This window comes from Micromonospora sp. DT62 (assembly GCF_049847285.1).
Lineage (GTDB): Bacteria > Actinomycetota > Actinomycetes > Mycobacteriales > Micromonosporaceae > Micromonospora > Micromonospora reichwaldensis.
The window spans coordinates 1-23576 of the sequence record NZ_JBNCOB010000027.1; the positions used below are offsets into that span (position 1 = coordinate 1).

24 protein-coding genes, 2 pseudogenes and 1 riboswitch are annotated in these 23576 nt (G+C 73.6%); of the genes and pseudogenes, 6 read left to right on the plus strand and 20 right to left on the minus strand.

The genetic code is table 11. The annotated features are described in order from the left end of the window. Positions 1-96 precede the first annotated feature (96 nt). Positions 97-321, plus strand: a pseudogene (locus ACPXCB_RS26275) (IS630 family transposase); the annotation flags it as partial. Between the two features lie 35 nt (positions 322-356). Here the strand turns inward: ACPXCB_RS26275 and ACPXCB_RS26280 are convergent. Further along, positions 357-764 (minus strand): SRPBCC family protein, encoded by a 408-nt coding sequence (locus ACPXCB_RS26280; RefSeq protein WP_425878343.1) that lies wholly within the window; start codon positions 762-764, stop codon positions 357-359. After that, the gene (locus ACPXCB_RS26285; protein ID WP_425878345.1) at positions 761-1066 is read right to left on the minus strand and encodes an ArsR/SmtB family transcription factor; all 306 of its coding nucleotides are present in this window, start codon (positions 1064-1066) and stop codon (positions 761-763) included. Before ACPXCB_RS26285 ends, ACPXCB_RS26280 begins: the two co-directional genes overlap by 4 nt. Before the next feature lie 65 nt (positions 1067-1131). On the opposite strand from ACPXCB_RS26285, the gene ACPXCB_RS26290 reads away from it, so the two are divergent. After that, positions 1132-1545 (plus strand): hypothetical protein, encoded by a 414-nt coding sequence (locus tag ACPXCB_RS26290; RefSeq protein WP_425878347.1) that lies wholly within the window; start codon positions 1132-1134, stop codon positions 1543-1545. A gap of 193 nt (positions 1546-1738) precedes the next feature. Here ACPXCB_RS26290 and ACPXCB_RS26295 read toward each other — a convergent pair whose 3' ends face one another. The 3 genes from ACPXCB_RS26295 to ACPXCB_RS26305 all read right to left on the minus strand — a co-directional run bounded on the left by ACPXCB_RS26295 (position 1739) and on the right by ACPXCB_RS26305 (position 3348). After that, a complete protein-coding gene (locus tag ACPXCB_RS26295; protein WP_311413558.1) occupies positions 1739-2071 on the minus strand; it encodes a hypothetical protein in 333 nt (110 codons plus the stop codon). Between the two features lie 213 nt (positions 2072-2284). Then, positions 2285-2740 carry a hypothetical protein gene (locus ACPXCB_RS26300; protein ID WP_425878349.1) on the minus strand — a complete coding sequence of 152 codons (456 nt, stop codon included), beginning with the start codon at positions 2738-2740 and terminating at the stop codon, positions 2285-2287. A 122-nt stretch (positions 2741-2862) separates the two neighbouring features. Then, positions 2863-3348 carry a hypothetical protein gene (locus tag ACPXCB_RS26305; RefSeq protein WP_425878351.1) on the minus strand — a complete coding sequence of 162 codons (486 nt, stop codon included), beginning with the start codon at positions 3346-3348 and terminating at the stop codon, positions 2863-2865. Between the two features lie 435 nt (positions 3349-3783). Between ACPXCB_RS26305 and ACPXCB_RS26310 the strand changes: the two genes are divergently transcribed. Next, the gene (locus ACPXCB_RS26310; protein WP_425878353.1) at positions 3784-5388 is read left to right on the plus strand and encodes a Na+/H+ antiporter; all 1605 of its coding nucleotides are present in this window, start codon (positions 3784-3786) and stop codon (positions 5386-5388) included. 16 nt (positions 5389-5404) lie between these two features. Here ACPXCB_RS26310 and dinB read toward each other — a convergent pair whose 3' ends face one another. The 3 genes from dinB to ACPXCB_RS26325 form a co-directional block, all read right to left on the minus strand. Continuing rightward, complete coding sequence (gene dinB / locus ACPXCB_RS26315; RefSeq protein ID WP_425878355.1) at positions 5405-6592, minus strand: DNA polymerase IV; 1188 nt, start codon at positions 6590-6592, stop codon at positions 5405-5407. Between the two features lie 108 nt (positions 6593-6700). Next, entirely contained in the window at positions 6701-7225 is a 525-nt protein-coding gene (locus ACPXCB_RS26320) for a GNAT family N-acetyltransferase (protein ID WP_393170604.1), read from the minus strand. A gap of 57 nt (positions 7226-7282) precedes the next feature. Further along, positions 7283-7687 (minus strand): DUF2809 domain-containing protein, encoded by a 405-nt coding sequence (locus ACPXCB_RS26325; protein WP_425878357.1) that lies wholly within the window; start codon positions 7685-7687, stop codon positions 7283-7285. A gap of 104 nt (positions 7688-7791) precedes the next feature. Here ACPXCB_RS26325 and ACPXCB_RS26330 point away from each other — a divergent pair, with 104 nt between their 5' ends. Beyond that, the gene (locus tag ACPXCB_RS26330) at positions 7792-8328 is read left to right on the plus strand and encodes a hypothetical protein (protein WP_425878359.1); all 537 of its coding nucleotides are present in this window, start codon (positions 7792-7794) and stop codon (positions 8326-8328) included. A gap of 320 nt (positions 8329-8648) precedes the next feature. Here ACPXCB_RS26330 and ACPXCB_RS26335 read toward each other — a convergent pair whose 3' ends face one another. The 10 genes from ACPXCB_RS26335 to ACPXCB_RS26380 form a co-directional block, all read right to left on the minus strand. Next, positions 8649-10223 carry a glutamate synthase-related protein gene (locus ACPXCB_RS26335; protein ID WP_425878361.1) on the minus strand — a complete coding sequence of 525 codons (1575 nt, stop codon included), beginning with the start codon at positions 10221-10223 and terminating at the stop codon, positions 8649-8651. Positions 10224-10330: 107 nt separating this feature from the next. Beyond that, positions 10331-11551 carry a PP2C family protein-serine/threonine phosphatase gene (locus tag ACPXCB_RS26340; RefSeq protein WP_425878363.1) on the minus strand — a complete coding sequence of 407 codons (1221 nt, stop codon included), beginning with the start codon at positions 11549-11551 and terminating at the stop codon, positions 10331-10333. A 69-nt stretch (positions 11552-11620) separates the two neighbouring features. Beyond that, complete coding sequence (locus ACPXCB_RS26345; protein ID WP_425878364.1) at positions 11621-13774, minus strand: glycogen debranching N-terminal domain-containing protein; 2154 nt, start codon at positions 13772-13774, stop codon at positions 11621-11623. A gap of 176 nt (positions 13775-13950) precedes the next feature. Further along, the gene (locus tag ACPXCB_RS26350) at positions 13951-14364 is read right to left on the minus strand and encodes a VOC family protein (protein ID WP_425878366.1); all 414 of its coding nucleotides are present in this window, start codon (positions 14362-14364) and stop codon (positions 13951-13953) included. A 121-nt stretch (positions 14365-14485) separates the two neighbouring features. Beyond that, on the minus strand, positions 14486-15616 hold the full coding sequence (locus tag ACPXCB_RS26355) for a peptidoglycan recognition protein family protein (protein ID WP_425878367.1): 1131 nt from the start codon (positions 15614-15616) through the stop codon (positions 14486-14488). Between the two features lie 106 nt (positions 15617-15722). Further along, positions 15723-16460, minus strand: a complete 738-nt coding sequence (locus ACPXCB_RS26360) for an amino acid ABC transporter ATP-binding protein (RefSeq protein ID WP_425878486.1) — start codon at positions 16458-16460, stop codon at positions 15723-15725. 2 nt (positions 16461-16462) lie between these two features. Further along, on the minus strand, positions 16463-17242 hold the full coding sequence (locus ACPXCB_RS26365) for an amino acid ABC transporter permease (protein WP_425878369.1): 780 nt from the start codon (positions 17240-17242) through the stop codon (positions 16463-16465). 40 nt (positions 17243-17282) lie between these two features. Beyond that, the gene (locus tag ACPXCB_RS26370) at positions 17283-18137 is read right to left on the minus strand and encodes an ABC transporter substrate-binding protein (protein ID WP_425878371.1); all 855 of its coding nucleotides are present in this window, start codon (positions 18135-18137) and stop codon (positions 17283-17285) included. Positions 18138-18246: 109 nt separating this feature from the next. Beyond that, positions 18247-18378, minus strand: a complete 132-nt coding sequence (locus ACPXCB_RS26375) for a hypothetical protein (RefSeq protein WP_357580726.1) — start codon at positions 18376-18378, stop codon at positions 18247-18249. A 31-nt stretch (positions 18379-18409) separates the two neighbouring features. Next, positions 18410-18521, minus strand: a riboswitch (SAM riboswitch). A gap of 81 nt (positions 18522-18602) precedes the next feature. Continuing rightward, entirely contained in the window at positions 18603-19295 is a 693-nt protein-coding gene (locus ACPXCB_RS26380) for an RraA family protein (RefSeq protein WP_425878374.1), read from the minus strand. A gap of 466 nt (positions 19296-19761) precedes the next feature. On the opposite strand from ACPXCB_RS26380, the pseudogene ACPXCB_RS26385 reads away from it, so the two are divergent. Continuing rightward, positions 19762-20316, plus strand: a pseudogene (locus ACPXCB_RS26385) (MFS transporter); the annotation flags it as partial. A gap of 167 nt (positions 20317-20483) precedes the next feature. Here the strand turns inward: ACPXCB_RS26385 and ACPXCB_RS26390 are convergent. Next, entirely contained in the window at positions 20484-20606 is a 123-nt protein-coding gene (locus ACPXCB_RS26390) for a hypothetical protein (protein ID WP_425878375.1), read from the minus strand. Between the two features lie 302 nt (positions 20607-20908). On the opposite strand from ACPXCB_RS26390, the gene ACPXCB_RS26395 reads away from it, so the two are divergent. After that, positions 20909-21763: an SPFH domain-containing protein gene (locus tag ACPXCB_RS26395; RefSeq protein ID WP_425878377.1), complete on the plus strand. Its 855-nt coding sequence runs from the start codon at positions 20909-20911 to the stop codon at positions 21761-21763. 21 nt (positions 21764-21784) lie between these two features. Here the strand turns inward: ACPXCB_RS26395 and ACPXCB_RS26400 are convergent, their stop codons facing one another. Beyond that, entirely contained in the window at positions 21785-23344 is a 1560-nt protein-coding gene (locus ACPXCB_RS26400) for a sensor histidine kinase (RefSeq protein WP_425878379.1), read from the minus strand. Between the last annotated feature and the right edge of the window lie 232 nt (positions 23345-23576).

A 23576-nucleotide genomic window follows, 5' to 3' on the forward strand; every position in this document is an offset into this window, starting at 1 on the left:
CGCCGTCCGCTACGAAGCCACCGTGCACATCGCCGCGATCAACGAGTGGCTGTAACCGACTTCGACACAGGCCCTAGTGGGCTGTCCACGTCGTGAGCCAACCCGATCGAGGCCCAGTTCGGGCCACTGCGCACCTTTACGATGGCCGGCTCGAACCACCCGAACCGCACCGTGCTGGCCCGTGAGCTGCAGAAATACCTGAGCTGGCGCAACGCCAACGCCCGCCACCCCGACGTCCTGGCAGCTCAACGCCGCGAACGCGCCCGAGTCCGCAGCGAACGCCAACACCGCTGGGGCCGACCTCGCATCAAAGCCGCCTGACCGATGAGACCCGGTGACCGTTCATGGACAGCCCGCTATGCGTTCGCGGCTTCAGCTTCGAGATTACCGAGGAAGCCGGCCCAGCCGGTGTGAGTGTTTACGACGAGATCGGGCGGCACGTTGGTGTGGTGCAGGGTCAGCAGGGTGCCGCCGGCCTGCGCCGACAGGGTCACCTCGACCTGGGAGGAGCCGGACGGCAGATCGGGCACGCCGGGCGTCGGATCCCAGCCAAATGTAAAGACGATCTTCTCGTATGGCCGAAGCTCGATGAAGCGGCCGCGTACAACGGGCCGTGGACCGTCGGGAAGCTGGAACATCAGTTCGCCGCCCGGCACCGGGTCGAGATCGGCCGGACCGAGCCAGCGGGCCATGCGCGCCGGATCGGTGAAGAAGCGCCAGACCACCTCGGGCGGGGCTTCGATCTTGATGGTGTGCTCAATCATCCCTGGTGTTCCTGCTCCACTTCTCGCTTGAGTTGGTCGAGCCGGGCCGCCCACATGGCGTCAAGGAAGCCAGCGGCCTCGGCGAAGCCTTCGGCCCGCAGCCGGTAGAGGCGGCGGCTTCCGTCGCGTCGCACGTGGAGCAGGCCGGCGTGGACCAGGACACGCAGGTGCTGCGAGACGGCTGGCCGGCTGATCACCGGGAACTGCGCGGCGATCTCGCCGGCTGCGACCTCGCGGTCGCGGGTGAGAAGAAGGATCCCACGGCGGGTGGGGTCGGCCACGGCAACGAACACCTCGTCCATCCGCACCCCTTTCGATGTTAGCTTGTGCCTACGAGCTTACGCGAAGACGGGAGTGTGATTCGGTGATGGAACGGCTGGAGCCCCTGGTCGGACGGTGGCGATCCAGCGGCGGCACGGTGGACGGCGTGCAGATCGCCGGCACCGACGCCTACGAGTGGCTCCCGGGCGGCGGGTTCCTGGTGCACTACGTCGACGTTCAGATGGGCGAGGACCGAGTGCAGGTGATCGAGATGATCGGCGACCCGGACCCGACCGACGGCGGCCGGCTGCGGATGCGGGCGTTCGACGACCAGGGCGGATACGGCGAGATGCGGGCAAGCGTCGACGAGGCCGGTGTCTGGACGTTCACCGGGGACACGATGCGCGCGACGCTAACCATCGACTCGGGCGGCAAGACGATGGCCGCGAAGTGGGAGCGCTCGCCCGACGGCGCAACCTGGGTGGACTGGATGGACATGGAGTTCGCCCGCGAAGCATGAGCGCTACATTGCGCCCGCTCGTGGCCAGCGCCCGGCCTCCTGGTGGTGGTCAGCGGGGACATCGCCGACCGACGGCCCAGGCATACCGCGCAAGCAAGTGCGCCGACGAAGGCTGACCGAGTGTGAACTCAGGCGGCCTTGGCGCAGGGGCCTCCGCGGCGTGCCAACCCGGTGAACGTTCGTGGTCAGCGCACTAGGCCGCCGACGCGGCCCGCGGGTCGTTCGGCCGGATGCGCTGCGCCAGCCCGGGCGCTGAACGGTCGGGGCGGCCCTGGCCGCCAGTCGGCCGTGTCGCGTGCGGCGACGGCTGTCCGGAGTCGGTGCGGGCCATGCGCAGGGCGCGCTGGGCGTTGTTCCAGGCCGGGCAGGGCCAGGCCTGGCCCGCGCAGAGCAGGTTGCGGCAACCACCGTCCCCGTCCGGCTCGTGGGCGTCGGCCACGTCGAGGGCGAGCTTCCACAGCAGCGGGTCGGTCACCTCGGCGGGACGGTCTGCCTGACGGTCGGACCGGGCGGTGGTGTCGGACACGAGTTGATCCCCCTTGAGCGCAGGTGTGATCTTCACCTTCTCCAGTCTGCCTGCCGGCGAAACCTCGGCACCCCTTCCAGGCTGCGCAACAGGGCGCCGGAGGGCGCGCAGGCCGGGGGCCGGGTGAGCCAGCTCACCGAGCAGCCCTGCCGAGAGGGGCCGGCGGGCTGCCGTTGCCGACGTAGCCGTCCACCGCGTCAGTGGTTCCCGGCGCTACCGCAGGTCCAACAGGTGTGGTGGCACCTGGCAGGCCAGGCCGGTCGCGTTCATGCGGTCGGTGATCGCGACCCCGTCGACGACCGGAACGACGAAGTGGGGCTCGCGACCGGCGGACAGCGCTGCGGCATGGCGTTCCCGGCTGTCGACCAGGGTCTCCCAGTCCGACAGCCAGTCGGCGGCCGGACGATCGTCGCGCAGTCTGGCGCTCCCCAGGCGCCGTACCTCTGCCACCATGGCGACCACCGCCGCGTTCTGCTGCCGGATCGCGCGCACCTTGGCCTTCGTCGCGGCACGTGGTGGTGCGGCCCGCACCACCACGGCGGCCCGCATGGTGGTGCAGGCGCGCTCCGCGACCTCGGCCACCTCGGGGCTGTCGATCAGTCCAGGACGGTCGTGGCCGCCGTAGGTGTGGACGAACAGGCCCAACAGGCACAGGCACGAGGCCACCACGGCGACACCTGCGGCGAGAACGGCGCCCGGTGACGCCCCGGGCTGACGTTCCGGGCGGACGCGGGGATCGACACCCGGCGGTGGGGGCGGGCTCTGGGCCATTCTCCCCGGCGGGCCGGTCGTCACTCGGCGTGGTGCGGGGCTCGCGGCGGCCGGTTCCGGCGCATCCGCAGCGCCGCGACTGCGGCGACGATCAGCAGGACCGCCAGGGCCGGTCCACCCGCGATGACCATGAGCCCCGCTCCGATGTTGGCGCCGATCCCGCCGGCGGTCAGCACCCGCCAGGCGAGGCCGAGGAGGACGCCGGCTGCGACGAGCGGCGCCAGCACCCACCACCACCGGCGATCGAGACGGCGGCGTGCGGTGGCCCGGATCAACCAGGCGAGCGTGAGGGCGACGCCGACGCACGCCAGCACGCCGACGATCCGGTCTCCCGCCGTACCGAGGCTGACCGGCCGGATCGCGTAGTCCAACTCGACGCCCTCGGCGGCGAGCCGTCGGGCCTCGTCGCCGGTCAGGTCCCCGATGAGCCACCAGGCGGCCACCGGGGTGCACAGCACCAGGACGAGCGCGGTGATCGGAGACGTCGGTCGGTGCTGCTTCGTCATGCCTGTGGCCTTCTCCCGGCGATCTTGTCCAACTAGCTCGGGTAAGTATGTGGGTGGTCTCCGGGCGGGGCGTGAGCACACCTACTCAGGGCGGCCCGCAGGTCGACCGGCGGCGCGGGCGGGATATCGACGGTGATTGACAGATCACTTTGTGCGCTGAGGATGACCCAATCCACCGACACCGCCCCGACGGCAACGGCCGCAACTACCGCAAGGGCACCGCCGTACCGCCGAGGCGCTGACGACCGGGTCGCGAACGGGGGTGCGTCGGGGTCCCGCCCGGCGCACCCCCGTCGCCCCCGCCCGGGCGCGACGGGCCCCCGCCGCCCGTCGCTCCCGCCCCGGGCGAGGGGAGGCGCGCTGCGCCGGCCACCCCCGCATGATCGGTTACGGTGATGGCCGGGGCGGAGGCCGACAGCGGGAGGGACCGGCGGGATGGGCGAGCTGGTGGCGTTGGCCCTCGGCGGCCTGGTCGTGGTCGTCCTGACCAACGCCCTGGCCCGTCGCACCCACCTGCCGGCGGCGGTGCTGCTGGTGCTCGCCGGGATCGGCTACGGCTACCTGCCCGGCCCGAACCTGGAACTCGATCCCGAGGTCGTGCTCTACCTCGTCATCCCCCCGCTGCTCTACGGCGCTGCCCTGCAGTCGAGCCTGACCGCGCTGCGCCGCAACGGCCGCACCGTGATCGGCCTGTCGGTGGCGCTCGTCCTGGTCACGGCGCTCGCCGTGGGTTTCGGGCTCAACGCGGTGGTGGCCGCCGTCCCGCTGAGCTTCGCCATCGCGGTGGGCGCGGCGGTCTCCCCGCCGGACCCGGTGGCGGCGCTGTCGATCGGCCGGCGTGCCGGCATGTCGCCCCGGCTGACCACACTGGTCGAGGGTGAGGGGCTGCTCAACGACGCGACCGCCCTGACGATCCTGCAGGTCGCCGTGGCGACGGCGATCGGCGGCAGGTTCTCCGTCGGGCACGCCGTGGGCGACTTCCTGTTCGTCGCCGCCGGTGGGCTGGCCGTCGGCATGGCCGTGGCGTGGGTCATCGCGTACCTGCGGAAGATGGCCTCCGATCCGCTGACCGACAACGCCCTGTCCCTGGGCACCCCGTTCGCCGCCTACGTGGCCGCCGAGAGCCTGCACGTCTCCGGCGTCCTGGCGGTCGTCGTGGCCGGCCTGTGGCTGGGCCACCGCAGCGCGTCCCTGCAGTCCAGCGGCGCACGGCTGCAGACCCGTTCGGTCTGGCACCTGGTGGAGTACCTCCTCGAGGGCTACGTGTTCCTGCTCATCGGCCAGCAGTTGCCCGCCGTCGTGCGCGGGCTGGCCGCCTACGACCTCGGCACCGTCGTCGCGGCGGGGGCCGTCACCGTCGGCATCGTCCTGCTGGTGCGTCCGCTGTGGCTGCTGGCCGCCGCGCACCTGCCCGCCCGGATGCACGCCCGCCTCGGCGGCGACCCCCGTCCCGACAACCCGCCGTTGTCCGGTCGGGAGTTGCTCGCGCTGAGCTGGGCGGGCACCCGGGGCGTCATCACCCTCGCGGCGGCGTTCACGCTGCCCGCGAGCACGCCCGCCCGGGACCTGCTGCTGTTCTGCGCGTACCTGGTCGTGCTGGTCACGCTCGTCGGTCAGGGCCTGACCTTCGCCCCGCTGCTGCGCCGGCTGCGGCTGCCGGGCAGCGCCGTCAGCCGGGCGCTGACCCGCAACGAGGCCCGCGCCGCGGCGGTGCAGGCCGCCCTCGACCGGCTGACCGCCCTGGCCGAGGCCGACCCGGGCGTACGCGACGTCGCCGCACCGTTGCGCCGGGCCGCCGAGGGCCGCCACAAGCGCTACACCGAACGGGTGGCACTGCTCTCCCACGTCGAGGACCAGGTGCTGCCGGTGGACGACCGCTACCGGGCGGCCCTGCTGGCACGCCGGGAGATGATCGCCGCCGAGCGGGACGAACTGCTCGCCTGGCGGGACGCGGGTCGCCTCGCCGACGCCGACATGCGCATCCTGGAGCGGGAGCTGGACCACGAGGAGAGCGTCCTGCCGTCGCTGCCCCCGTCCTGACTCGCCGCACGACGGTTCAGTCCGGCAGCAGCGGCATCTCCACACCGGGGTCCCGGCCGAGCAGCACCGCCCGAGTGAGCGCCCCCGACCCGAACCGGTCGCGCACCGCGTCCACGGCCGCGTCCAGGTCCGCCCCCGGATCGCGGTCGAACGGCAGCGGCGGCTGGACGGGGGAGTCGTCCAGGTTCCCGACCGACACGCCGAGCAGGGTCACGCCCCGCCGCTCGATCTCGGGCAGCGCGGCCCGCAGCAGCGCACGCGCCGCGGCGAGCAGCGGGGCCGTGTCGGCGGTCGCCTTGGCCACCGTGTGGGAGCGGGTAGCGCGGGTGTAGTCGCCGAACCGCAGGCGTAGCGTCACCGTCCGGCCGGCCCGCGTCGCCGCCCGCATCCGCCGGGTCACCCGGTCGACCAGGCCGGCGAGGACCGCCTCCAGCTCGGCGGGGGAGTGCGGAACGGCGGCGAGGGCGTGCTGCGCGCCCATCGAGGAGCGCCGGCGGCCGACCTGCACCGGCCGGGGGTCGCGGTTGTGCGCCAGGGCGTGCAGGTGCCGACCGGCGCCCGCGCCGAGCAGCGAGACCAGGGTCGCCTCGCCGAGACGGGCGACCTGCCCGACCGTACGGATGCGCCGCTCGCGCAGCTTCGTCGCGGTCACCGGCCCGACGCCCCACAACCGCTCCACCGGCAGCGGGTGCAGGAACGCCAGCTCCCCGTCCGGCGGGACGACCAGCAGCCCGTCGGGCTTCGCGACGCCGCTGGCCACCTTGGCGAGGAACTTCGTCCGGGCCACGCCCACCGTGATCGGCAGGCCGACCCCCTCGCGTACGTCCCGGCGCAGCCGGGCGGCGATGTCTGCGGGCGGGCCGACCAGCCGGCGCAGTCCGCCCACGTCGAGGAACGCCTCGTCGATGGAGAGCCCCTCGACGATCGGGGTGGTCCGCCGGAAGATCTCGAACACCGCGCGGCTCGCCGCCGTGTAGGCCGCCATCCTCGGCGGCACGACGATCGCCTCGGGACAGAGCCGCCGGGCCTGCCGGCCACCCATCGCGCTGCGGACGCCGCGGGCCTTCGCCTCGTAGCTGCACGCGAGGACCACGCCCCCGCCGACGATCACGGGCCGGCCGCGCAGGCGCGGATCGTCCCGCTGCTCGACCGACGCGTAGAACGCGTCCAGGTCGGCGTGCAGGATGCTGGCCTCTCGCGACACGAACACATGTTCGCACGCAGACCCGCTGCGACGGCACTGACCTGCCCGAACGCGGCCGGGCTAGTGTCCCCGGAGCTGCCCGTGGCCGCGACCGGCGGGCGCGGCGGCCTACAGCTCGTCGAACGGGCGGGCGTAGCTGAACCCGCCGCGGATCGACGACCGCCACGCGCTCAGCGGGCGGGCCATGAAGTATTGCGGCCCCCACGGCTGCGGCGGGGTGACGCCGAGGTCGACCGCCGGGCGGAACCCGAAGCGTGGGTAGTAGTCGGGGTGCCCGAGCAGCACCACCAGGGCCTCCTCGCGCGCGTCGGCCGCGCCGAGCACCGCGTGCATCAGCGCGGAGCCCACCCCGCGCCGCTGCCAGGCCGGCAGCACGCCGAGCGGACCCAACCCCAGCGCGACCGGCTCCCCGGCGACCCGGCCACGGGTGCACACCACGTGCCCGACCACCCGCCCGGCGTCGTCGGCCGCGACGAGGGAGAGGGCCGGCAGCCAGCCGTCGTCCGCCCGCAGCGCGTCCACCAACCCCGCCTCGACGGGTACGGCGTCCGGCTTCTCCGGGTCGGCGAAGGCGGCCAGGTGCACCGCCCGGATCGCGTCGACGTCGGCGGGGGTCTCGCGTCTGATCAGCACCGGGCCACGATAGGTGGAACGGTGCACGTGGTGCGCGCCATTATCGACACCACCCGATCATCGCGAGGGCTGCCGGCGTCGGGCGCGGATGGCGACGATTCGGTGCACCGCCACCAGCGGCAGCACCCCGACGGGGTACCAGGCGAGATCGACCGGATCGAACTGCGCCCCGAGCACCAGTCGCGCCAGCGGGCTGCGCGCCGACAGCGCCGCCGGTATCCCGGTCAGCTGCGACACCTCGACCGCCCAGCAGAGGGCGATCGCGATCGCGCCGGCAGTCGGCGGCGACAGACGCGGCCGGAGGAACAACACCCCGGCCCAGACCACGGACGCGTACAGCGCGGTACCGCAGTGCTGTGCGAGGCCGCCGCCGGCTGTTGCGCGCACGCCGAGGGCGACGACGATGAAGAGGGCGGCCGCGGCGAGCATCAGGACCCGGCACCGACGAGGAGTGATCGACATTCCGGCGATGCTAGGCGGTGCTTGAGAACACCAGATCGCCCGATAGAGCCGGGTTCACCGACCGGTTTGACCCTCACGCCGCGTGAGGCCGGAGGGTGGGGCACATGAGTGACTACTACGACGCTTTCGAGATGAGTCCCGTGCCCGACCCCGGTCCGGACGCGGTGGCACCGGAGCCGTTCCGGGGCATCTATGGGATGCCCGCGTTCGCGTCGATCCCCACGAGCGATCTGGCGGCGTCGGTGGACTTCTGGATTCGCGGGCTCGGGTTCTTCGAGCTGTTCAGCATCCCCGGCACCCTCGTGCATCTGCGCCGGTGGGCGTTCCAGGACGTACTCCTCGTCTCGGCGGCGGGCGTCCCGGCGCAGACACCGGCGGTGAGCTTCAGTTTCGCGTGCGTGCTAAGCCAGATCGATCCCCTTGTCGAGGCATGTCGTGCGTTGATCCCGGACTCGGTCGACGGCCCACGGGATACGTTCTGGAACACCCGCGACGTGGAGGTGATCACCCCCGAGAACGCACGGATCGTCTTCACCGCGGCGAAGCCCTTCGATCCGGCCAGTCAGGAGGCGCGGAACCTTGAAGCCATCGGGATCACCCCACCAGGTGTCGGGCGCGGTGACAATGAGGGGCATGCCTGATGCCACTGACGCCGATGGCCTGACCGTCAGTCAGGTCTCGACGCGTCTGGGCGTGACAGTCCGCGCGCTGCACCCCTGGGATGACATCGGCCTCGGCCTGGACAGGATTCGGGCCGTCCTGGACGCCTCGGCCGCAGACGTGCCCGGCGCACTGCGCGCGCAGCGCACCCAGGTCGCCGAGTTGCCCACTACGCCGGCATGCGCGCCGGCCTTGCCACGTGGCTCCGGCAGAGCACCGACGCCAGCGCACGTGCCCACGACATCGACCCGACGCCGCCACCTGGCGGTAGGGCGCGGGTCCCTCTCGTCCGCGCAATCAGCTACGTCATCGCGGTCGGCGAGGGCGGGGCGGTGCCGCCCTGCGGGGCCTCCGCCGTCATCAGCCGGGCGATCTGCGCCCGGTCGGAGGCGGACGGCAGGCCCCACTCGGGGCGGTAGCCGTACACCTCGTGCAGGGGGTGCGAGGCGGTCCGGCCGTCGAGGATCTCGATCGCGTCGGTGTCGATGAGGCCTGGATGCTCGACGCCGCAGGCCTCGGCGACCTTGACCAGGTCGCGGCGCAGCGTCCGGATGTAGTTGGCCGCGCGGACCGACTTCGAGCCCGGGTCCACGCCCCGGGCGAGCCACTGGTTCTGGGTGGCCACGCCGGTGGGGCAGGTGTCGGTGTGGCACTTCTGGGCCTGGATGCAGCCGATCGCCAGCATCGCCTCCCGGCCGACGTTGACCATGTCGCAGCCGAGCGCGAACGCCACCACCGCGTTGTCGGGCAGGCCGAGCTTGCCGGCGCCCACGAACACCACCTGCTCGTGCAGGTCGCGCTCGGCGAAGATCTTGTAGACCCGGGTGAAGCCCTGCTGGAACGGCAGCGACACCGAGTCCGTGAAGATCAGTGGCGCGGCGCCGGTGCCGCCCTCGCCGCCGTCGACGGTGACGAAGTCGACCCCACGCCCGGTGTCGCGCATCAGGGTGGTCAGCTCCTCCCAGAAGCCGAGGTCGCCCACCGCGGACTTGATGCCGACCGGCAGGCCCGTCTCGGCGGCGAGCAGTTCCACCCAGTCGAGCAGGCTGTCGCAGTCGGAGAACTCGGCGTGCCGCGACGGGCTGACGCAGTCGCGCCCCTGCGGGATGCCCCGGGTCGCCGCGATCTCCGCGGAGACCTTGGCCGCCGGCAGCAGGCCGCCGAGGCTGGGCTTGGCGCCCTGGCTGAGCTTGATCTCCAGTGCCCGTACCGGCGCGCCGGCGACCAGGTCCCTGAGCCGGTCCAGGCTGAACCGGCCGCGTTCGTCGCGGCAGCCGAAGTACGCGGTGCCGATCTGGAAGACCAGGTCGCCGCCCTTGCGGTGGTACGGCGACAGCCCGCCCTCGCCGGTGTTCTGCAGGCAGCCGGCCAGGGCGGCGCCCCGGTTGAGGGCCTCGACGGCGTTGCCGGACAACGAGCCGAAGCTCATCCCGGAGATGTTCACCACCGACTCGGGCCGGAACGCGTGGGCGCGGCCCCGCGCGGCGCCGAGCACCTTGGCGCACGGCAGCCGCACGTCGTGTCCGGCGCCCGGCGTCGACGGCGGGACGGCCCGGCCGAAGGTGCGGTGCTTGATGATCGGATATCCGGGCGTGAACTCGATGTCGTTGTCGGTGCCGAAGCCGAAGTAGTTGTTCTGCTGCTTCGCCGACGCGTACACCCAGCGGCGCTGGTCGCGGGTGAACGGCCGCTCCTCGTTGTTGCCCGCGACGATGTACTGGCGCAGCTCCGGCCCGATGGACTCCAGCAGGTACCGGGCCCGGCCGAGGACCGGGAAGGTACGCAGCAACGCGTGGTCGCGCTGGATCAGGTCACGCGCGGCGAGGGCCGCGACGGCGGCGACGGCGGCGGGTACGGCTCGGCTTGCCCACTTCATGCCCGCCACTCTTTCCGCGATCGCCCTCCGCCAAACGGGCCGGCCACCACGCGGCCGGCGTCGCCCGTCCGGACTGCGTTCCGGGGCGCGCAGGGCGGCCCGACGGATCAGTTCGGGGTCAGGAGCCGGTGGACGACCAGCATGGCGATGTCGTCGGTCGGCTGCTCGGTGCCGAGGGCGGCCATGACCGTGGCGCAGACCTCCTCGGCCGGTGCCGGCCGGACCACGTCGGCGAGCTGATCGAGGCCGACGTCGATGACCTCGTGGCGGCGTTCGACGAGACCGTCGGTGAAGCAGACGAGCGCCGCGCCCGGCGGGAATTCCACCTCCGCCTGCTGCCGGGGCGGTGGCCGGCGACCCGTGCCGAGCGGGGGATCGGCGTGGACCGGGACGGGCGCGCCCGGCTGGCCCGGCACGGCGAGGACGGGGCGCAGGTGCCCGGCGGCGGAGAGCCGGATGCGGGTCCGGTCGGGGGAGACCATGGCGTAGAGCGCAGTGGTGAGGTTTCCGGCCTCGAAGTGGCTGACCTTGCGGTCGAGGAGCGTCAACGCCTCCGCCGGGTCGTCGCAGACCAGCGCGTACGCGCGCAGCGCGCTGCGGACGCGCCCCATGACCACGGCCGACTGCAGGCCGTGGCCCGACACGTCGCCGATGACCAGGCCCAGCCAGCCCGAGGGTAGGACGAACACGTCGTACCAGTCGCCGCCGATTCCGGCGACGTGCCCGGGCACGTACCGGGCGGCCATGTCCAGGCCCGGCAGGCAGGGCAGCTGGGTGGGCAGCAGGCTGCGTTGCAGGGCGAGGGCGGCGTTGTGGTCGAGGTTGTTGGACCGGGCGAGGTTGGCCAGGCTGGCCCGGTCGGCGACCAGCTCCAGCAGGCGTACGTCGTCGGTGGTGAACCGGCGGTGGCTCAGCGTGCCGACGTGCAGTACGCCGATCAGCTCGCCCCTGGCGAACATCGGCACGCCGAGCAGCGACCGCAGCCCCATCGACAGCAGGACCGGGTTGACCACGACGTCGGGGGTGACCTCCTCGACGACCACCGGCCGTCGGGTCAGGGCGATCCGGCCGGCGAACCCGCGGCCCACGGAGATGCGGAACCCCTGCCGGACCTCCTCCTCCAGCCCTTTGGCCGCGGTGGCCACGAGCTGCTGGGAGTGCGTGTCCAGCATCAGGATGGCCGCCGTGTCGACGTCGAGCAGGTCCCGGACGCGGTCGAGGAGCTCGTCGAAGAGGTCGGCCGCGTCGAGGCGGGACAGCGTCGCGTCGGTCACGGCCTCGATGCGGCGCAACCGTTCGTTGTCCTGGATGAGCCCTTGATCGCCCACCACCGGATCCTAGCCCTGACGGCTGCGTACGCCGCTTCCGCGCTGCGCGGACCGGCCCGGGCCGGCCGGTCAGGACCGGCGGCGGGTCGCCGAGGCCTGGAGCGTGGGCCGGCGGACCACCGCGATCCGGTCGCCCCGGACGCGCAGGGACGTGCGCCCGCCGCGCCCGCGTCGTACGGTCAGGTCGACGGTGCGCCCGCCCACCCGCACGCCCTCCAGCGTGAGGTCCGGCAGCCACTCCGGCAGGTGCGGGTCGACGAAGATCGTCCGCAGCGGCGCGGCCGGGCGCAGCGCCAGCAGCGCCTGGATCAGCGCGACGACCGCGCTGGCGGACCAGGCCTGCGGGGAGCAGGAGTCCGGGTAGACGCCCGGGTGCGGATGGGCGGCGTCGCGGGGCAGTCCGCTGAGCACCTCCGGCAGGCGGTGTTCCGTGAAGAGCGCCGCCGCGGAGAACATCCCCTCCGCGAGCCGGTGCAGGTGCTCCCAGCAGCCGTACCGGGCCAGCCCCAGGCCGATCGTGCCCGCCTCGACCGGCCAGACGCTGCCCCGGTGGTAGCTGAACGGGTCGTACGCCGGGTGCGCCGAGGACAGGGTGCGCACCCCCCAGCCGCTGAACATGTCGGGGGCGAGCAGCCGGTCGGCGACCAGGGGCGCGATGCGGGCGGGCACGATCCCGGTGGCCAGCAGGTGGCCGTCGTTGGAGTTGACCGAGCGCACCTGCCGCTTGTCCGGCCCCAGCGCCAGCGCGTGGCAGCCCCGGTCGGGCATCCAGTAGGCCCGGTGGAAACGGCGCCGCAGGGCGGCGGCCCGGCGGATGAGCCCGGCGCCGTACGCGGGGTGGCCGGTCGCGGCGAACACCACCCCGGCGTGCCGCAGCGCGGCGTACCAGTACGCCTGCAACTCGCTGGTCGCGATCGGGTTCGGCACCACCTCGCCGTGCTCGTCGACGATGGCGGTGTCCGAGTCCTTCCACCCCTGGTTCTTCAGGCCGGCGGGGGACCGGCGGTGGTATTCGAGGAAGCCGTCCCGGTCGAGGTCGCCGAAGCGGTCGATCCAGCCCAGCACGCGCCGCGCGGTCGGCAGCAGGTCCCGTACCGTGTCGAGGTCCCCGGTCCAGGCCAGGTACTGGCCGAGGAAGACCAGGAAGTCCGGCGCGGTCGACCAGTCGCCGTAGTAGCCGTCGAACGGGTCGATCCCGAGCGCGGACACCGGGCCCCGCCGGGCCTCGTGCAACGGCTTGCCGGGTTCCTCGTCGCGCCAGTCGTCGATGCGCCGGCCGAGGTGGTGGGCGTTGAGCCGCAGGCTGTCCGCCAGCATGGTCGGCCCGGCGAGCAGGGACTGCCACGAGGCGGTCATCGTGTCGCGGCCGAAGATCTCCTGGTAGATGGGCAGGCCGGCCATGGGCGCCGTCGGCCCGTCCGGTTCTCCCAGTGGCAGCACGGCCAGGTCGTCGACCGCGCACCGCCAGGCGGCGGTGACGTCGAAGTTGCTGCTGGCGAGCCGGGCGAGTTCGCGGGCCAGGGTGCCGCGGGCGCGCGCGGCCGCGTCGTCCGGCTCGGCGAAGGTCGGCGGCGGCGCGGCGAGGCGCTGCCCGTCGAAGACGGGTTCGACGAGGAGTTCCACCCGGCGGGACCCCCGGGGCGGCACCGCGAGGTCGACCGTCAGGGCGGCGTCGGCGTCGGCGTACCGGACGGGCGTGTCCGCCCGTACGCCGATCGCCACCGCCCGGTCGAGGCCGTCGCACCGGTAGGTCAGGCGGAGCTCCCGGTCCCGGTCGTCCCAGCTCGCGTCGACCGTGCCGGACTGCACCCGGCGGCCGGTCTCGGCCTCGCTGGTGTCGGCGAAGTCGGCGGCGAGGTGGATCCGCAGCCGCAGGTCCAGCGGCACGGCCGCGTAGCTGACCACGGTCAGCCGGGTCCGCAGCCCCGCGCCGACGAAGCGCTCCACCAGCAGGTAGGCCGCGTGGGAGGGCAGCGTGTCGCCGTCGCCGAGGGCGGCGTACGAGAGCTGGGCGTGCCCCGCCACGTTGGCCGTGCTGAACGGGACCGGCTCGCGGCCGTCCACGCTGAGGCGTTCGGTGCTGAGCACCCGGGTGTTGCGGGCGAAGAAGCCCTGCGGGTCGGCGCCGGTGATCCGGCCGCGCACGTCGGTCACCAGGGTGCTCCAGCCGCTCGCCACGTAGAGCAGGTCCGGGCGGACGCGCAGGTTCCGGACCCGGGTCATCGCGGCCGGGGCGCGCTCGGGCGGGCGCACCGGGCGGGGCGGGCGGGGTGCGCGAGCGGCGACAGCATCGGGTGCACCCCTCTGGCCGGCGGCTGCGGGCCGGGGCGCACCGGTGGGGTGCCGCCCGGGCCCGCCGGACAGCGGTCCCTACCCGCCCACACCGCCACTACACCTCGTCAGCCCTGCGGCTGGCCGATGTTCACCATCCAGCCGATGCCGTAGCGGTCGACGCACATGCCGAACTCGTCGCCCCACATCTGCTTCTCCAGCGGCACGGTCACCGTGCCACCCTCGGTGAGCTTGCCCCAGTAGCCGCGCAGGTCGTCGGCGTCGTCGCCGCTGAGGCTCACGGCGACGTTGTTGCCGGGGTCGTGCGCCATCCCCGGCGCGGTGTCCGAGCCCATCAGGGTGAAGCCCCGGTCGGTCTCCAGCATCGCGTGCATGATCTTGTCGGCCAGCGCGGGATCGTCGGTGCCCATCGCGCCGAAGGTGCTCGTCGACAGCGAACCGCCGAACACGCGCTGGTAGAACTCCATTGCCTCCCGCGCGTTGCCCGGGAAGCTGAAGTACGGGTTGAGTCGAGACGCCACAGCACCCTCCTCCGGTCGCGACGGACCCATCGTCGCAGATCAGGAGCCTGGCGGGGGTGAGGTGCGACCGCGTTTCGCCGGCCCGCGGGGCGGGTCGCTCCCACGGACCGGCGGACGGTGTTCAGCCCCGGAACGACCGGCGTACGACGCCGCCGACGACCGCGCACCAGGTGTCGAGGTCGAGCTTGCCGTGCGCGGGGAGGCGGTGCAGACGCTGGACGTCCTTGACGGCCGTCCTGGTCGCGTGGTCGTACTCGCCGGTGACGGCAACCTCGGGGTAGCCCCGGTAGTTGAGCAGGAACTGCGCGGCGGTGACAGGCGCGCCGCTGGCGTGGGCGCCCAGCTCCGGCACCAGGGTCTCCCAGGTGGGCGTGGTGAGGGTGGCGTCGACGTCGACCGCGATGCCGTTGCGGTACTGCCAGTCCTGCACCGCGGCGACGGTGGCGGCGTCGAAGACGCTGTTGACCGGCACGGTGTAGCCGCGGTGGGCCAGCAGGTACTGCACCACCCGGACGCTGGGGGAGCCGACGAAGCGCCACAGGTCCGGCCAGCGGCGGGCCGGCACGTCGGCGAGGTCGGTGCCGAGGGCCTCGAAGACCCGGCGGCGCAGGGCGGGGAACTGCCCGTAGAAGGCGGCCCCGGGGCACAGGGTGGTACGGAAGTCCCAGTGGCCGAAGATGTCGTGGGCGTGCAGCCCGTACCGCCGGCAGATGGTCGCGCAGAGCGTGACCAGCGAGTCCAGCAGCGCCTCCGGCGGGGTCTCGGTGACGTACGTGCCCTCGTTCTCGATGCCGATGGCCCGGCCGTTCTCGCCCGGGCAGTGCGCCGAGATCATCTGCCGGTCGCCGGCCTGCAACCGCTCCAGGCTGCCCCGGCGTCCCTCCATGACGTACCCGCCGCGGCTGATCGTGAAGTGCTGGCCGGTGTCGGACCAGCCGTTGCCGTCCATGTGCAGGTTCTGGCAGTCGCGGGCCAGCTTGACCGCCTGCGCCTCGGAGTAGTCGGTGACGTTCGGGAACGCCATGTGGTGCACGATGATCTTGTTGGTGGGGATGGCGCTGACCGCCAGCGGGTCCGCCGGCGGGCGCGCGCCCCACTCGTCGCAGCTGTAGATCCAGTCCAGGTCGGTGCCGGGGTCCGCCTGCGCGGCGCCGGGGAGGGCGAGTTGGCTGCCGACGACCGCGACCGTGGCGGCGCCGAGGCCGGCCCGCAGCAGGGTTCGGCGGTCCAGTGCGGAATTCTCGACGTGCATGGCGTCTCTCCTCTGCGGCCGGAGGTGGGGGCGGGGGCGGCCCCATGAAAAGGAACTCCAGGCGTCGCGTGTGCAGTGGAGGATATTGCCAAGCGTCGGCCGGGCGCTAGAGCACCTGGGAGAGGAAGCGGCGCAGCCGGGGATGCGCGGCCCGCTCGAAGATCGCGGCCGGCTCGCCGGCCTCCAGCACCACGCCGCGGTCCATGAACGCCACGGTGTCGGCGACCTCGCGGGCGAACCCCATCTCGTGGGTGACCACCACCATCGTCATGCCCCCGGCGGACAGCTCGGCCATCAGCCCGAGCACGCCCTTGACCAGCTCCGGGTCCAGGGCGGAGGTGGCCTCGTCGAAGAGCATCACCTGCGGGCGCAACGCCAGCGCGCGGGCGATCGCGACCCGCTGCTGCTGCCCGCCGGACAGGTGCGCGGGACGGGCGTCGGCCTTGGCCGCCAGCCCCACCAGCTCCAGGTGCTCGCGGGCGACGGCCACCGCCTCGTCCTCACCGAGCTTGCGGATGCGGCGCAGCGCGAGGGTGACGTTGCGCAGCACGCTCATGTGCGGGAAGAGGTTGAACTGCTGGAAGACCATGCCGATCCGCTGCCGCAGGGCGTCCGGGTCGTCGCCCAGCACGCTGCGCCCGTCCAGCAGCACGTCGCCGCGGTCGGGCTCGATCAGCCGGTTGATCGTGCGCAGCAGGGTGGACTTGCCCGACCCGGACGGGCCGATCACGCAGGCCGTCGCCCCGCGCGCCACGTCCAGGTCCACCCCACGCAGCACCCGGTGCGCCCCGAAGGCCAGGTGCACGTCGCGGACGCTCAGGCTCACCGAGGTCGTCGTGTCGATACTCATCGCTGGTTCCCTCCCGCCGCGCCCGGCAGCGCCAGGTCGAGGTCGTCGTCGCCGTCACCGGGCGCGGTGGCCTGCCGGCCGTGCCGCAGTCGCCGGTCGATCCAGTTGACGGCGTGCGTCAGCGGAACCGTCAGCGTCAGGTAGAACAGCCCGGCCAGCAGCAGCGCCGACTGGTTGCCGGTGTTCGCCGCGTAGTCCTGCCCGATCCGGAACAGCTCCCGCTGGCTGGCCAGCAGGCCGAGGAAGTAGACCAGGCTGGAGTCCTTGATGAGCGCGATCAGCTGGTTCACCCAGGCCGGCAGCACCCGCCGGATCCCCTGCGGCACGATCACCAGGCGCATCGCCTCGCCCCAGGACAGGCCCAGCGCCCGGGCCCCCTCCAACTGGGCGGCCTCCACCGACTGGATGCCGGAGCGGAAGATCTCGCCGATGTAGGCCGCCGCGATCAGCGACAGCGCCAGGATGCCCAGGGGATACGGGTTGGGCCCCCACACCTGCATGCCCAGCGGCGCCAGGCCGACGCCGATGAGCAGGATCGTCGCCGCGGCGGGCAGGCCGCGGAACACGTCGGTGTAGACCCGCGCCGGCCACCGCAACCATCGGGTACGCGAGATGCCCGCGACGGCCAGCGCCATGCCCAGCACCGAGCCGAGCAGGGCGGCGGAGATCGCCAGGATCAGCGTGTTGGGCAGCCCCACCGTCAGCATCTCGGGCAGCGCCTCGCGCATGGAGTCCCAGTCGAAGAAGGTCTCCCACAGGGTGCTCAACGGATCCATCGTCGCTCCTACCGCCCCGCTCGCTCGTCGTCCGTACGTCTCAGGAGGTGGCCGACGCCGACGGCACCGCGACCGTGCCGCTGCCCGGCGTGAAGTCGGCCGGGATCGGGCGGCCCGGGTAGTACTGGGCCTGCAGGCGGCTCCACGTGCCGTCCGCGATCACCTCGTCGAGGCCCTTGTCGAGCGCCTCGCGCAGCTTGTCGTTGCCCTTGGCGAACGCGTACGCCGTCGGGGCCGGGCTGAGCAGCTTGGCCGCCACGGTGATCTTGCCGGCGCTGTCGGCGGCCGACTTGTCGCCGATCTCGGCGGGGGCGATCCAGGCGTCGGCCGTGCCGGCCTTGAGCTGGTTGATCGCGCCGTTGTAGTCGGGCACCCGGACCGGGTCGAGCCCCTCGCCGGTGGCGTAGTCGTCCTGGACGGTGCCCTGCACGACCACGACCCGCTTGCCGGCGAGCTGGTCGAAGCCGGTGATCGACGAGCCGGCCGGCACGTCGAGTCCGAAGTGGCCGAAGTCGTAGCCGTTGCCGAAGTCGACGGTCTTCTTGCGCGCCTCCGTGATCGTGATCGAGGAGCTGCCGACGTCGAACTTGCGGTTGTTGACCTGGGAGAGCAGGGCGGAGAAGTCCGTGCCGACGAACTCCACCTTCAGGCCGACCTTCCCCGCGACCGCGGTGAGCAGGTCGTTGTCGAAGCCGGTGAACCTGCCGTCCTTGAGGTAGACGTTCGGCGGGGCGTCGGTGAGCGTGCCGGCACGCAGCACGCCCGGCTGGAGCAGGCCGTACGGGTTGTCGGCCGCGCCGGCCGCGTCGTCGCCGCAGGCGGTCAGGGCGGTGGCGGCGAGGACGGCGGCCACGCCGAGGGCGGCGGCCCGGGTGAGGGAGGAAAGGAATCGCACAGGTGTCTCCGATGAGGTGTCTGCGGCGACGGGCACGGGGCGCGCGTCACCGACGGTGCGCCCGATGGGCGTACCGCTGGAATGGTTCGGGAAAGAAGGGGTGGCGCGGCTAGCGCGCGTCGCCGGGGCGACAGGAGGTGGCGCAGACCCGCATCATGTCGATGTGGCGGCGCCGGATCAGCGCCGGCGACGTCGGGGCCACGGCGGGGACCGCCGGTGGGGCGCAGATGCGGAAGGACATGGCTCTCCTCGGTCGGGACGACCTGGGAACCAGGCCGCGCTTGCACCGGAGCCGCTCCGGTGCCTGGTCCTCACCCGGGGCACCCCTGCGCGGACGAGGGTTGCCGGCCAGCGAGCCGGGGCTTGACGCTGGCGCTCATGACCTGCCGACGAGGCTAGCAGCCCGCCACGGTGGGTCGTCCAGCCGCTATGACCACCCTCACGCGCGCCTGCGGTGGAACCCGGTCACTCCTCGATCGCCCCGCCGACCTGCCGCAGGTGCTGCCGGAAGGTGTGGGCGGGGTCGGCGGCGCGGCGGGCCAGGTAGTCGGCGAAGGCGGTCTGCTCCCGCAGCGTCTCCCCGGCGCGGATCCGCCGCGCCTGGACCCGCTCGACGGTCCCGATGCGCTCCGCCGCCGCGAACAGCTCCGCGGCCCGCGCGGCGGGCACGAACAGCACCCCGTCGTCGTCGGCGACGACGAGGTCGTCGGCGGTCACCACGTGCGGCCCGACCCGGGCGCTGGTGAGGGTCTCCGGCTCCCGCGCATCGAGGCGGGCCGGGCCCGACGGGAGGCTGCCGTAGCTGAAGACGGGCAGGCCGATCTCCACCAGCTCGGGCGTGTCCCGGTGCAGGCCCCAGACGACGAGCCCGGCGATGCCGGCCGCGACGCCTTCCAGCACCGCCAGGTCCCCGACGCACGCCTCGTCGCTCCGGCCGCCGTTGTCGATCACGAGCACGTCGCCCGGGGTCGCGTGCGCGTACGCCTCCAGGAACACGTCCACGCTGCCGTGGTGGCGCACCGGCAGCGCCCGGCCCACGAGGCGGTGACCGGGGACGACCGCCCGGATCCCGGCCGGCGCCGCGCGCGGGGGCACGCCGAGGCGTACGCAGGCGTCGGCGATCAGCGGCGTGGACAGGTCGGCGAAGCGCTCCCGCATGACGTCCTCCCGGCGGTGCCCAGGTCGTTGGGCAGCCATCGTAGGGAGGCCGGTCGGCGCGGTGGCCAGGGCCAATCCGGCGCGGCTGGCCCCCATCGGTGGCGGCGTTCGGGTCTAGACTGTCCATCGTGATCCCGTCGCCGCCGCGCACGGCCTCTGGATCACCCCGGACCTGCCGCTCTACGGCGACGGCCACGAGCGCTCCGACTACGTTCCCTGACCGGCCCGGCACCCCACCGCCCACCGGTCCATCTCCGCCACGCTCTGGGAGTGCTCAGTCATGCCCGGATCCGATCACCGCCAACTCGTACCGCCCGCCGACCACCCACCCGCCGACCCCGCCGACACCTCCGCCCTCGCGGTGCTGCGGGCGCCGCAGACCGCCCGGGTCCTGGCGGCCAGCCTGCTCGGCCGGCTCCCGCTCGGCGCGGCCCCGCTGGCCCTGCTCGTCTTCGCCCGGGAGACGATGACGCTGACCGTCGCGGGCCTGCTGGTCGGCGCGTTCACCGCCGGCACCGCCGTGGGCCAGCCGATGCTCGCCCGGATGGCGCAGCGCTGGCGGCAGCCGCCGGTGCTGTGGCTCTCCGTGGCGGCGTCGACGATCGGCTTCGCCCTCACCGCCGTGCACGTCAACCTGCCGGTGACCGTGTTCGCCGCCGCCCTGGCCGGGGCGGGCGCGCCGCCGTTCGAGTCGTGTCTGCGGGTGCTCTGGCGCGACCTGCTCCCCGCGCACCGGGTGCAGACCGCGTACACCCTGGACATCGCCGTCCAGGAGCTGATCTTCATCCTCGGCCCGGTGGTCACGCTCGCCGCCCTGGGCCTGGCCGGCCCGACCGGCGGTCTGGCCGCCGCGGCGGGCTTCCAGGCCGCTGGCACCGCGTGGTTCGCCACCACCGACGCGGTCCGGCGCTGGCGGGGAGAGCCGGCGGTACGCCACTGGGCCGGGCCGCTGCGCGCCGGCCGGCTCCGACTGATCCTCGGGGCGCTGCTGCTGGTCGGGGCGGCGGTGGGGAGCGTGACAGTCGCCGCGACCGGATACGCGGAGGCGGCCGGGGCCCGGTCCTGGGCCGGCTGGCTGCTCGCCGCGCAGGCCACCGGGGCGCTGGTCGGCGGCCTGCTCTACGTACGCTTCGGCGGACTGCGCCGGCACGCCACGCTGCCGCGCGTGGTCGGCGTCTTCGCCGCCGGCTACCTGCCGTTGCTGCTCACCCCGGCCCCACCCGCGATGCTGGCGCTGATGGCGGTCAGCGGGCTCGCGCTGCCGGCGCTGCTGACCATCGCCTTCGTCGCGATCGACGACGTGGCGCCCACCGGCACGGTGGCCGAGGCGTTCGCCTGGGCGGCGACGGCGTTCTCGGTGGGCAGCGCGGGCGGCGCGGCGGTGGCCGGCGTGGTGCTGGACGCGGCGGGGGAGGTGACCGTCGGCTTCCTGATCGCCCCGCTGAGCGCCGTCGCGGCGTGCGGGATCGCGCTGGCGGCCGCCCGCCCGCCCGTCCGGCCGCGGCGGGTCGGCGGGCTGACCCGACGGGCCGGCCGGCCACCGCCGGTTCCGGGACTACTTCCCGGCGCAGCGGGAAAGGGGCGGCCGGGGAGCCGTTCGGATCGGGGGTGCCGTGGAAGCGGTCGTGATCGGCGTGGTGATCGTGGCCGCGCTCCTGGCGCTCGTCGGCGCGCTGAGCGTCCGGCTGGTGCAGCAGTACCAGCGCGGCGTCGTCTTCCGCTTCGGCCGGGTGCTCACGCCGGTCCGGGAGCCCGGCCTGCGGCTGATCGTCCCGGTCGCCGACCGGATGGTCCGGGTCAGCATGCAGACGACCGTCATCGGTGTGCCTCCGCAGGGGGCGATCACCCGGGACAACGTCACCCTCACCGTCGACGCGGTGGTCTACTACCGGGTCGTCGACCCGGTGAAGGCGCTGGTCAACGTCCGCGACTACCCCTCGGCCGTACTCCAGGTGGCACAGACCGCCCTGCGTTCGGTGATCGGCAAGGCCGACCTGGACACCGTGCTCGGCGACCGGGACCGGGTCAACGCCGAGCTGAAGGCGGTCATCGACGCGCCGACGGAGGGGCCGTGGGGGCTGCTGATCGAGCGGGTCGAGGTCAAGGACGTCGCGCTGCCCGAGGGGATGAAACGGTCGATGTCCCGCCAGGCCGAGGCGGAACGCGAACGCCGCGCCCGGGTGATCGCCGCCGACGGCGAGTACCAGGCGTCCCGCCGGCTCGCCGACGCGTCCCGGGCGATGGCTAACACGCCGGGGGCCTACCAGTTGCGGCTGTTGCAGACGGTGGTGGACGTGGCGGCGGAGAAGAACAGCACCCTGGTGATGCCGTTCCCGGTGGAGCTGCTGCGCTTCTTCGACAAGTTCACCCGGGGCGCGGAGCCACCGGCGGCGGAGCGCCCGCCGGCCGGGCGGCCGGAACCCGTCGCGCCGGTGCCCGGTGACGGCCACCGGCGCCCGCAGGCCTGATCCGGGGCGGCGGGCAGGCTCTCAGACCTCGGCCGCCGACTCCGCGGCCGGCTCGCCCGGCTGCGCGGGTACGACCGCCGTCGGCACCCGCGGCATCGTGAACACGAAGCGGGTCCCGTCGCGGTACGCCTCGTCCAGGCTCAACGTGCCGTCGTGGAACTCGACGACCTTCTTGCACACCGCGAGCCCGATGCCGGTGCCCGGGTACGCGCCACGGGGGTGCAGGCGCTGGAAGATGACGAAGATCTTCTCGGCGTACCGGGGGTCGATGCCGATGCCGTTGTCCTCGACGGCGAAGGACCAGCCCTGCGGGGTGTCCGTCACCGTCACCCGGATCAGCGGCGCCCGGTCGGGGCTGCGGAACTTGACCGCGTTGCCCAGCAGGTTCTGCCAGAGCATGGTCAGCAGGGTCGGCTCGCCCCGCACGGTGGGCAGCGGGTCGCGGGTGATCGTCGCCCCGGACTCGTCCACCGCCCGGGACAGGTTCGCCTCGGCCTGCGCGAACACCTCGGCCAGGTCGACCTCCCGCAGGTCACCGTAGACCCGACCGATCCGGGAGAAGGTGAGCAGGTCGCTGATCAGCTCCTGCATCCGGGTCGCCCCGTCGACGGCGAAGCCGATGTACTGCCGGGCGCGGTCGTCGAGCTGGTCGGCGTAGCGGCGCTCCAGCATCTGGCAGAACGACGCCACCTTGCGCAGCGGCTCCTGCAGGTCGTGCGACGCGACGTACGCGAACTGCTCCAGGTCCTCGTTGGAGCGGCGCAGCTCGGCCGCCTGCTGTTCCAGGGCGTCCCGGTCGTGCTGGCTGCGCTCCCACGCCTCCACGACGGTGCGGCGCATCGTCTCCACGTCACTGGTGAGCCGGGCGATGTCGGCGGGGCCGTCGGGCCGCAGCCGGTGCCGGAAGTCGCCGCCGGCCACCTGCCGCACCGAGGCGCCCAGCCGGTCCAGCGGGCGCAGCACCCTCGTGCGCACCAGCACGGATCCGACGATCCCGCACAGCAGCAGGGCCGCCAGGATCGCCACGAAGGTCAGGTCCCGCAGCGCCCGGGCCCGGTCGAGGTCGTCCCGGCCGGCGTCCCGGATCGCGTCGAGGCGGCCGCCCAGCCCGGTCAGCTCGGCGCGTACCGCCGCGAAGGTCTCCGCGTCCCCGGTCACCAGCGGCGCCAGCTCCTCCGGCGTCCCGCCGGCCTGCCGGGAGGCGACCAGGCGTTCGGCGTACTCGGTGCGCCAGCGGTCGGCCAGCCGCTGCGCCCGGTCCAGGTCGGCCAGCGCCTCCGGCTCGCCGGCGAGCAGCTCGCGCAGCCGGGACATGGTCGCGCGTTCACTCTCGACGCCCCGCCGGTACGCGTCGAGGAAGCGCGGGTCGGCGGTGACGACGTGGCCGCGTACGGCCGCCGCCTGGGCGAGCAGGCCGCTGTCGAGCTGGCCGACCGCCGTACGGGCCGGGGCGACCTGGTCGGCGAGGTGGTTGGAGACCGCGGCAGTGTGCCTCAGCGCGGCGGCGCCGGCGGCCCCGCCGAGCAGGACCAGGGCGGTCATCGTCAGCAACAGGACAGTGAGCCAACGCCGGGTCGTCATCGGCCGACGGGTCGCTGCCTCGGGAGTCGCCTCGCTGCCCACGGCCTGCACCCTAGTCCAGCCGACCCGGCCGGAGCGCCGTGGCGCGGTGCGGTTGCCGGCGGGTGGTACCAGTGACGTGTGTCCGTAACCGACCATGCCGCCACCCGCCGGGACGCCCCGGACGTCCGGGGGCCGGAAGCAGCCGTTGCGCCGATGGCCGCGCCGGCTCCCGCGACCACAATGGCGACCG

Bases quoted from the DNA above. Each gene is read 5' to 3' on its own strand.
- ACPXCB_RS26380 (WP_425878374.1), bottom strand. From the start codon at position 19,295: ATGCGGGAGCGCTTCGCCGACCTGTCCACGCCGCTGATCGCCGACGCC.
- ACPXCB_RS26330 (WP_425878359.1), top strand. From the start codon at position 7,792: ATGAGTGACTACTACGACGCTTTCGAGATGAGTCCCGTGCCCGACCCC.
- ACPXCB_RS26280 (WP_425878343.1), bottom strand. From the start codon at position 764: ATGATTGAGCACACCATCAAGATCGAAGCCCCGCCCGAGGTGGTCTGG.
- ACPXCB_RS26290 (WP_425878347.1), top strand. From the start codon at position 1,132: ATGGAACGGCTGGAGCCCCTGGTCGGACGGTGGCGATCCAGCGGCGGC.
- ACPXCB_RS26345 (WP_425878364.1), bottom strand. From the start codon at position 13,774: ATGACCCGGGTCCGGAACCTGCGCGTCCGCCCGGACCTGCTCTACGTG.
- ACPXCB_RS26310 (WP_425878353.1), top strand. From the start codon at position 3,784: ATGGGCGAGCTGGTGGCGTTGGCCCTCGGCGGCCTGGTCGTGGTCGTC.
- ACPXCB_RS26285 (WP_425878345.1), bottom strand. From the start codon at position 1,066: ATGGACGAGGTGTTCGTTGCCGTGGCCGACCCCACCCGCCGTGGGATC.
- ACPXCB_RS26325 (WP_425878357.1), bottom strand. From the start codon at position 7,687: ATGTCGATCACTCCTCGTCGGTGCCGGGTCCTGATGCTCGCCGCGGCC.
- ACPXCB_RS26365 (WP_425878369.1), bottom strand. From the start codon at position 17,242: ATGGATCCGTTGAGCACCCTGTGGGAGACCTTCTTCGACTGGGACTCC.
- ACPXCB_RS26355 (WP_425878367.1), bottom strand. From the start codon at position 15,616: ATGCACGTCGAGAATTCCGCACTGGACCGCCGAACCCTGCTGCGGGCC.
- ACPXCB_RS26305 (WP_425878351.1), bottom strand. From the start codon at position 3,348: ATGACGAAGCAGCACCGACCGACGTCTCCGATCACCGCGCTCGTCCTG.
- ACPXCB_RS26400 (WP_425878379.1), bottom strand. From the start codon at position 23,344: ATGACGACCCGGCGTTGGCTCACTGTCCTGTTGCTGACGATGACCGCC.
- ACPXCB_RS26375 (WP_357580726.1), bottom strand. From the start codon at position 18,378: ATGTCCTTCCGCATCTGCGCCCCACCGGCGGTCCCCGCCGTGGCCCCG.
- ACPXCB_RS26335 (WP_425878361.1), bottom strand. From the start codon at position 10,223: ATGAAGTGGGCAAGCCGAGCCGTACCCGCCGCCGTCGCCGCCGTCGCG.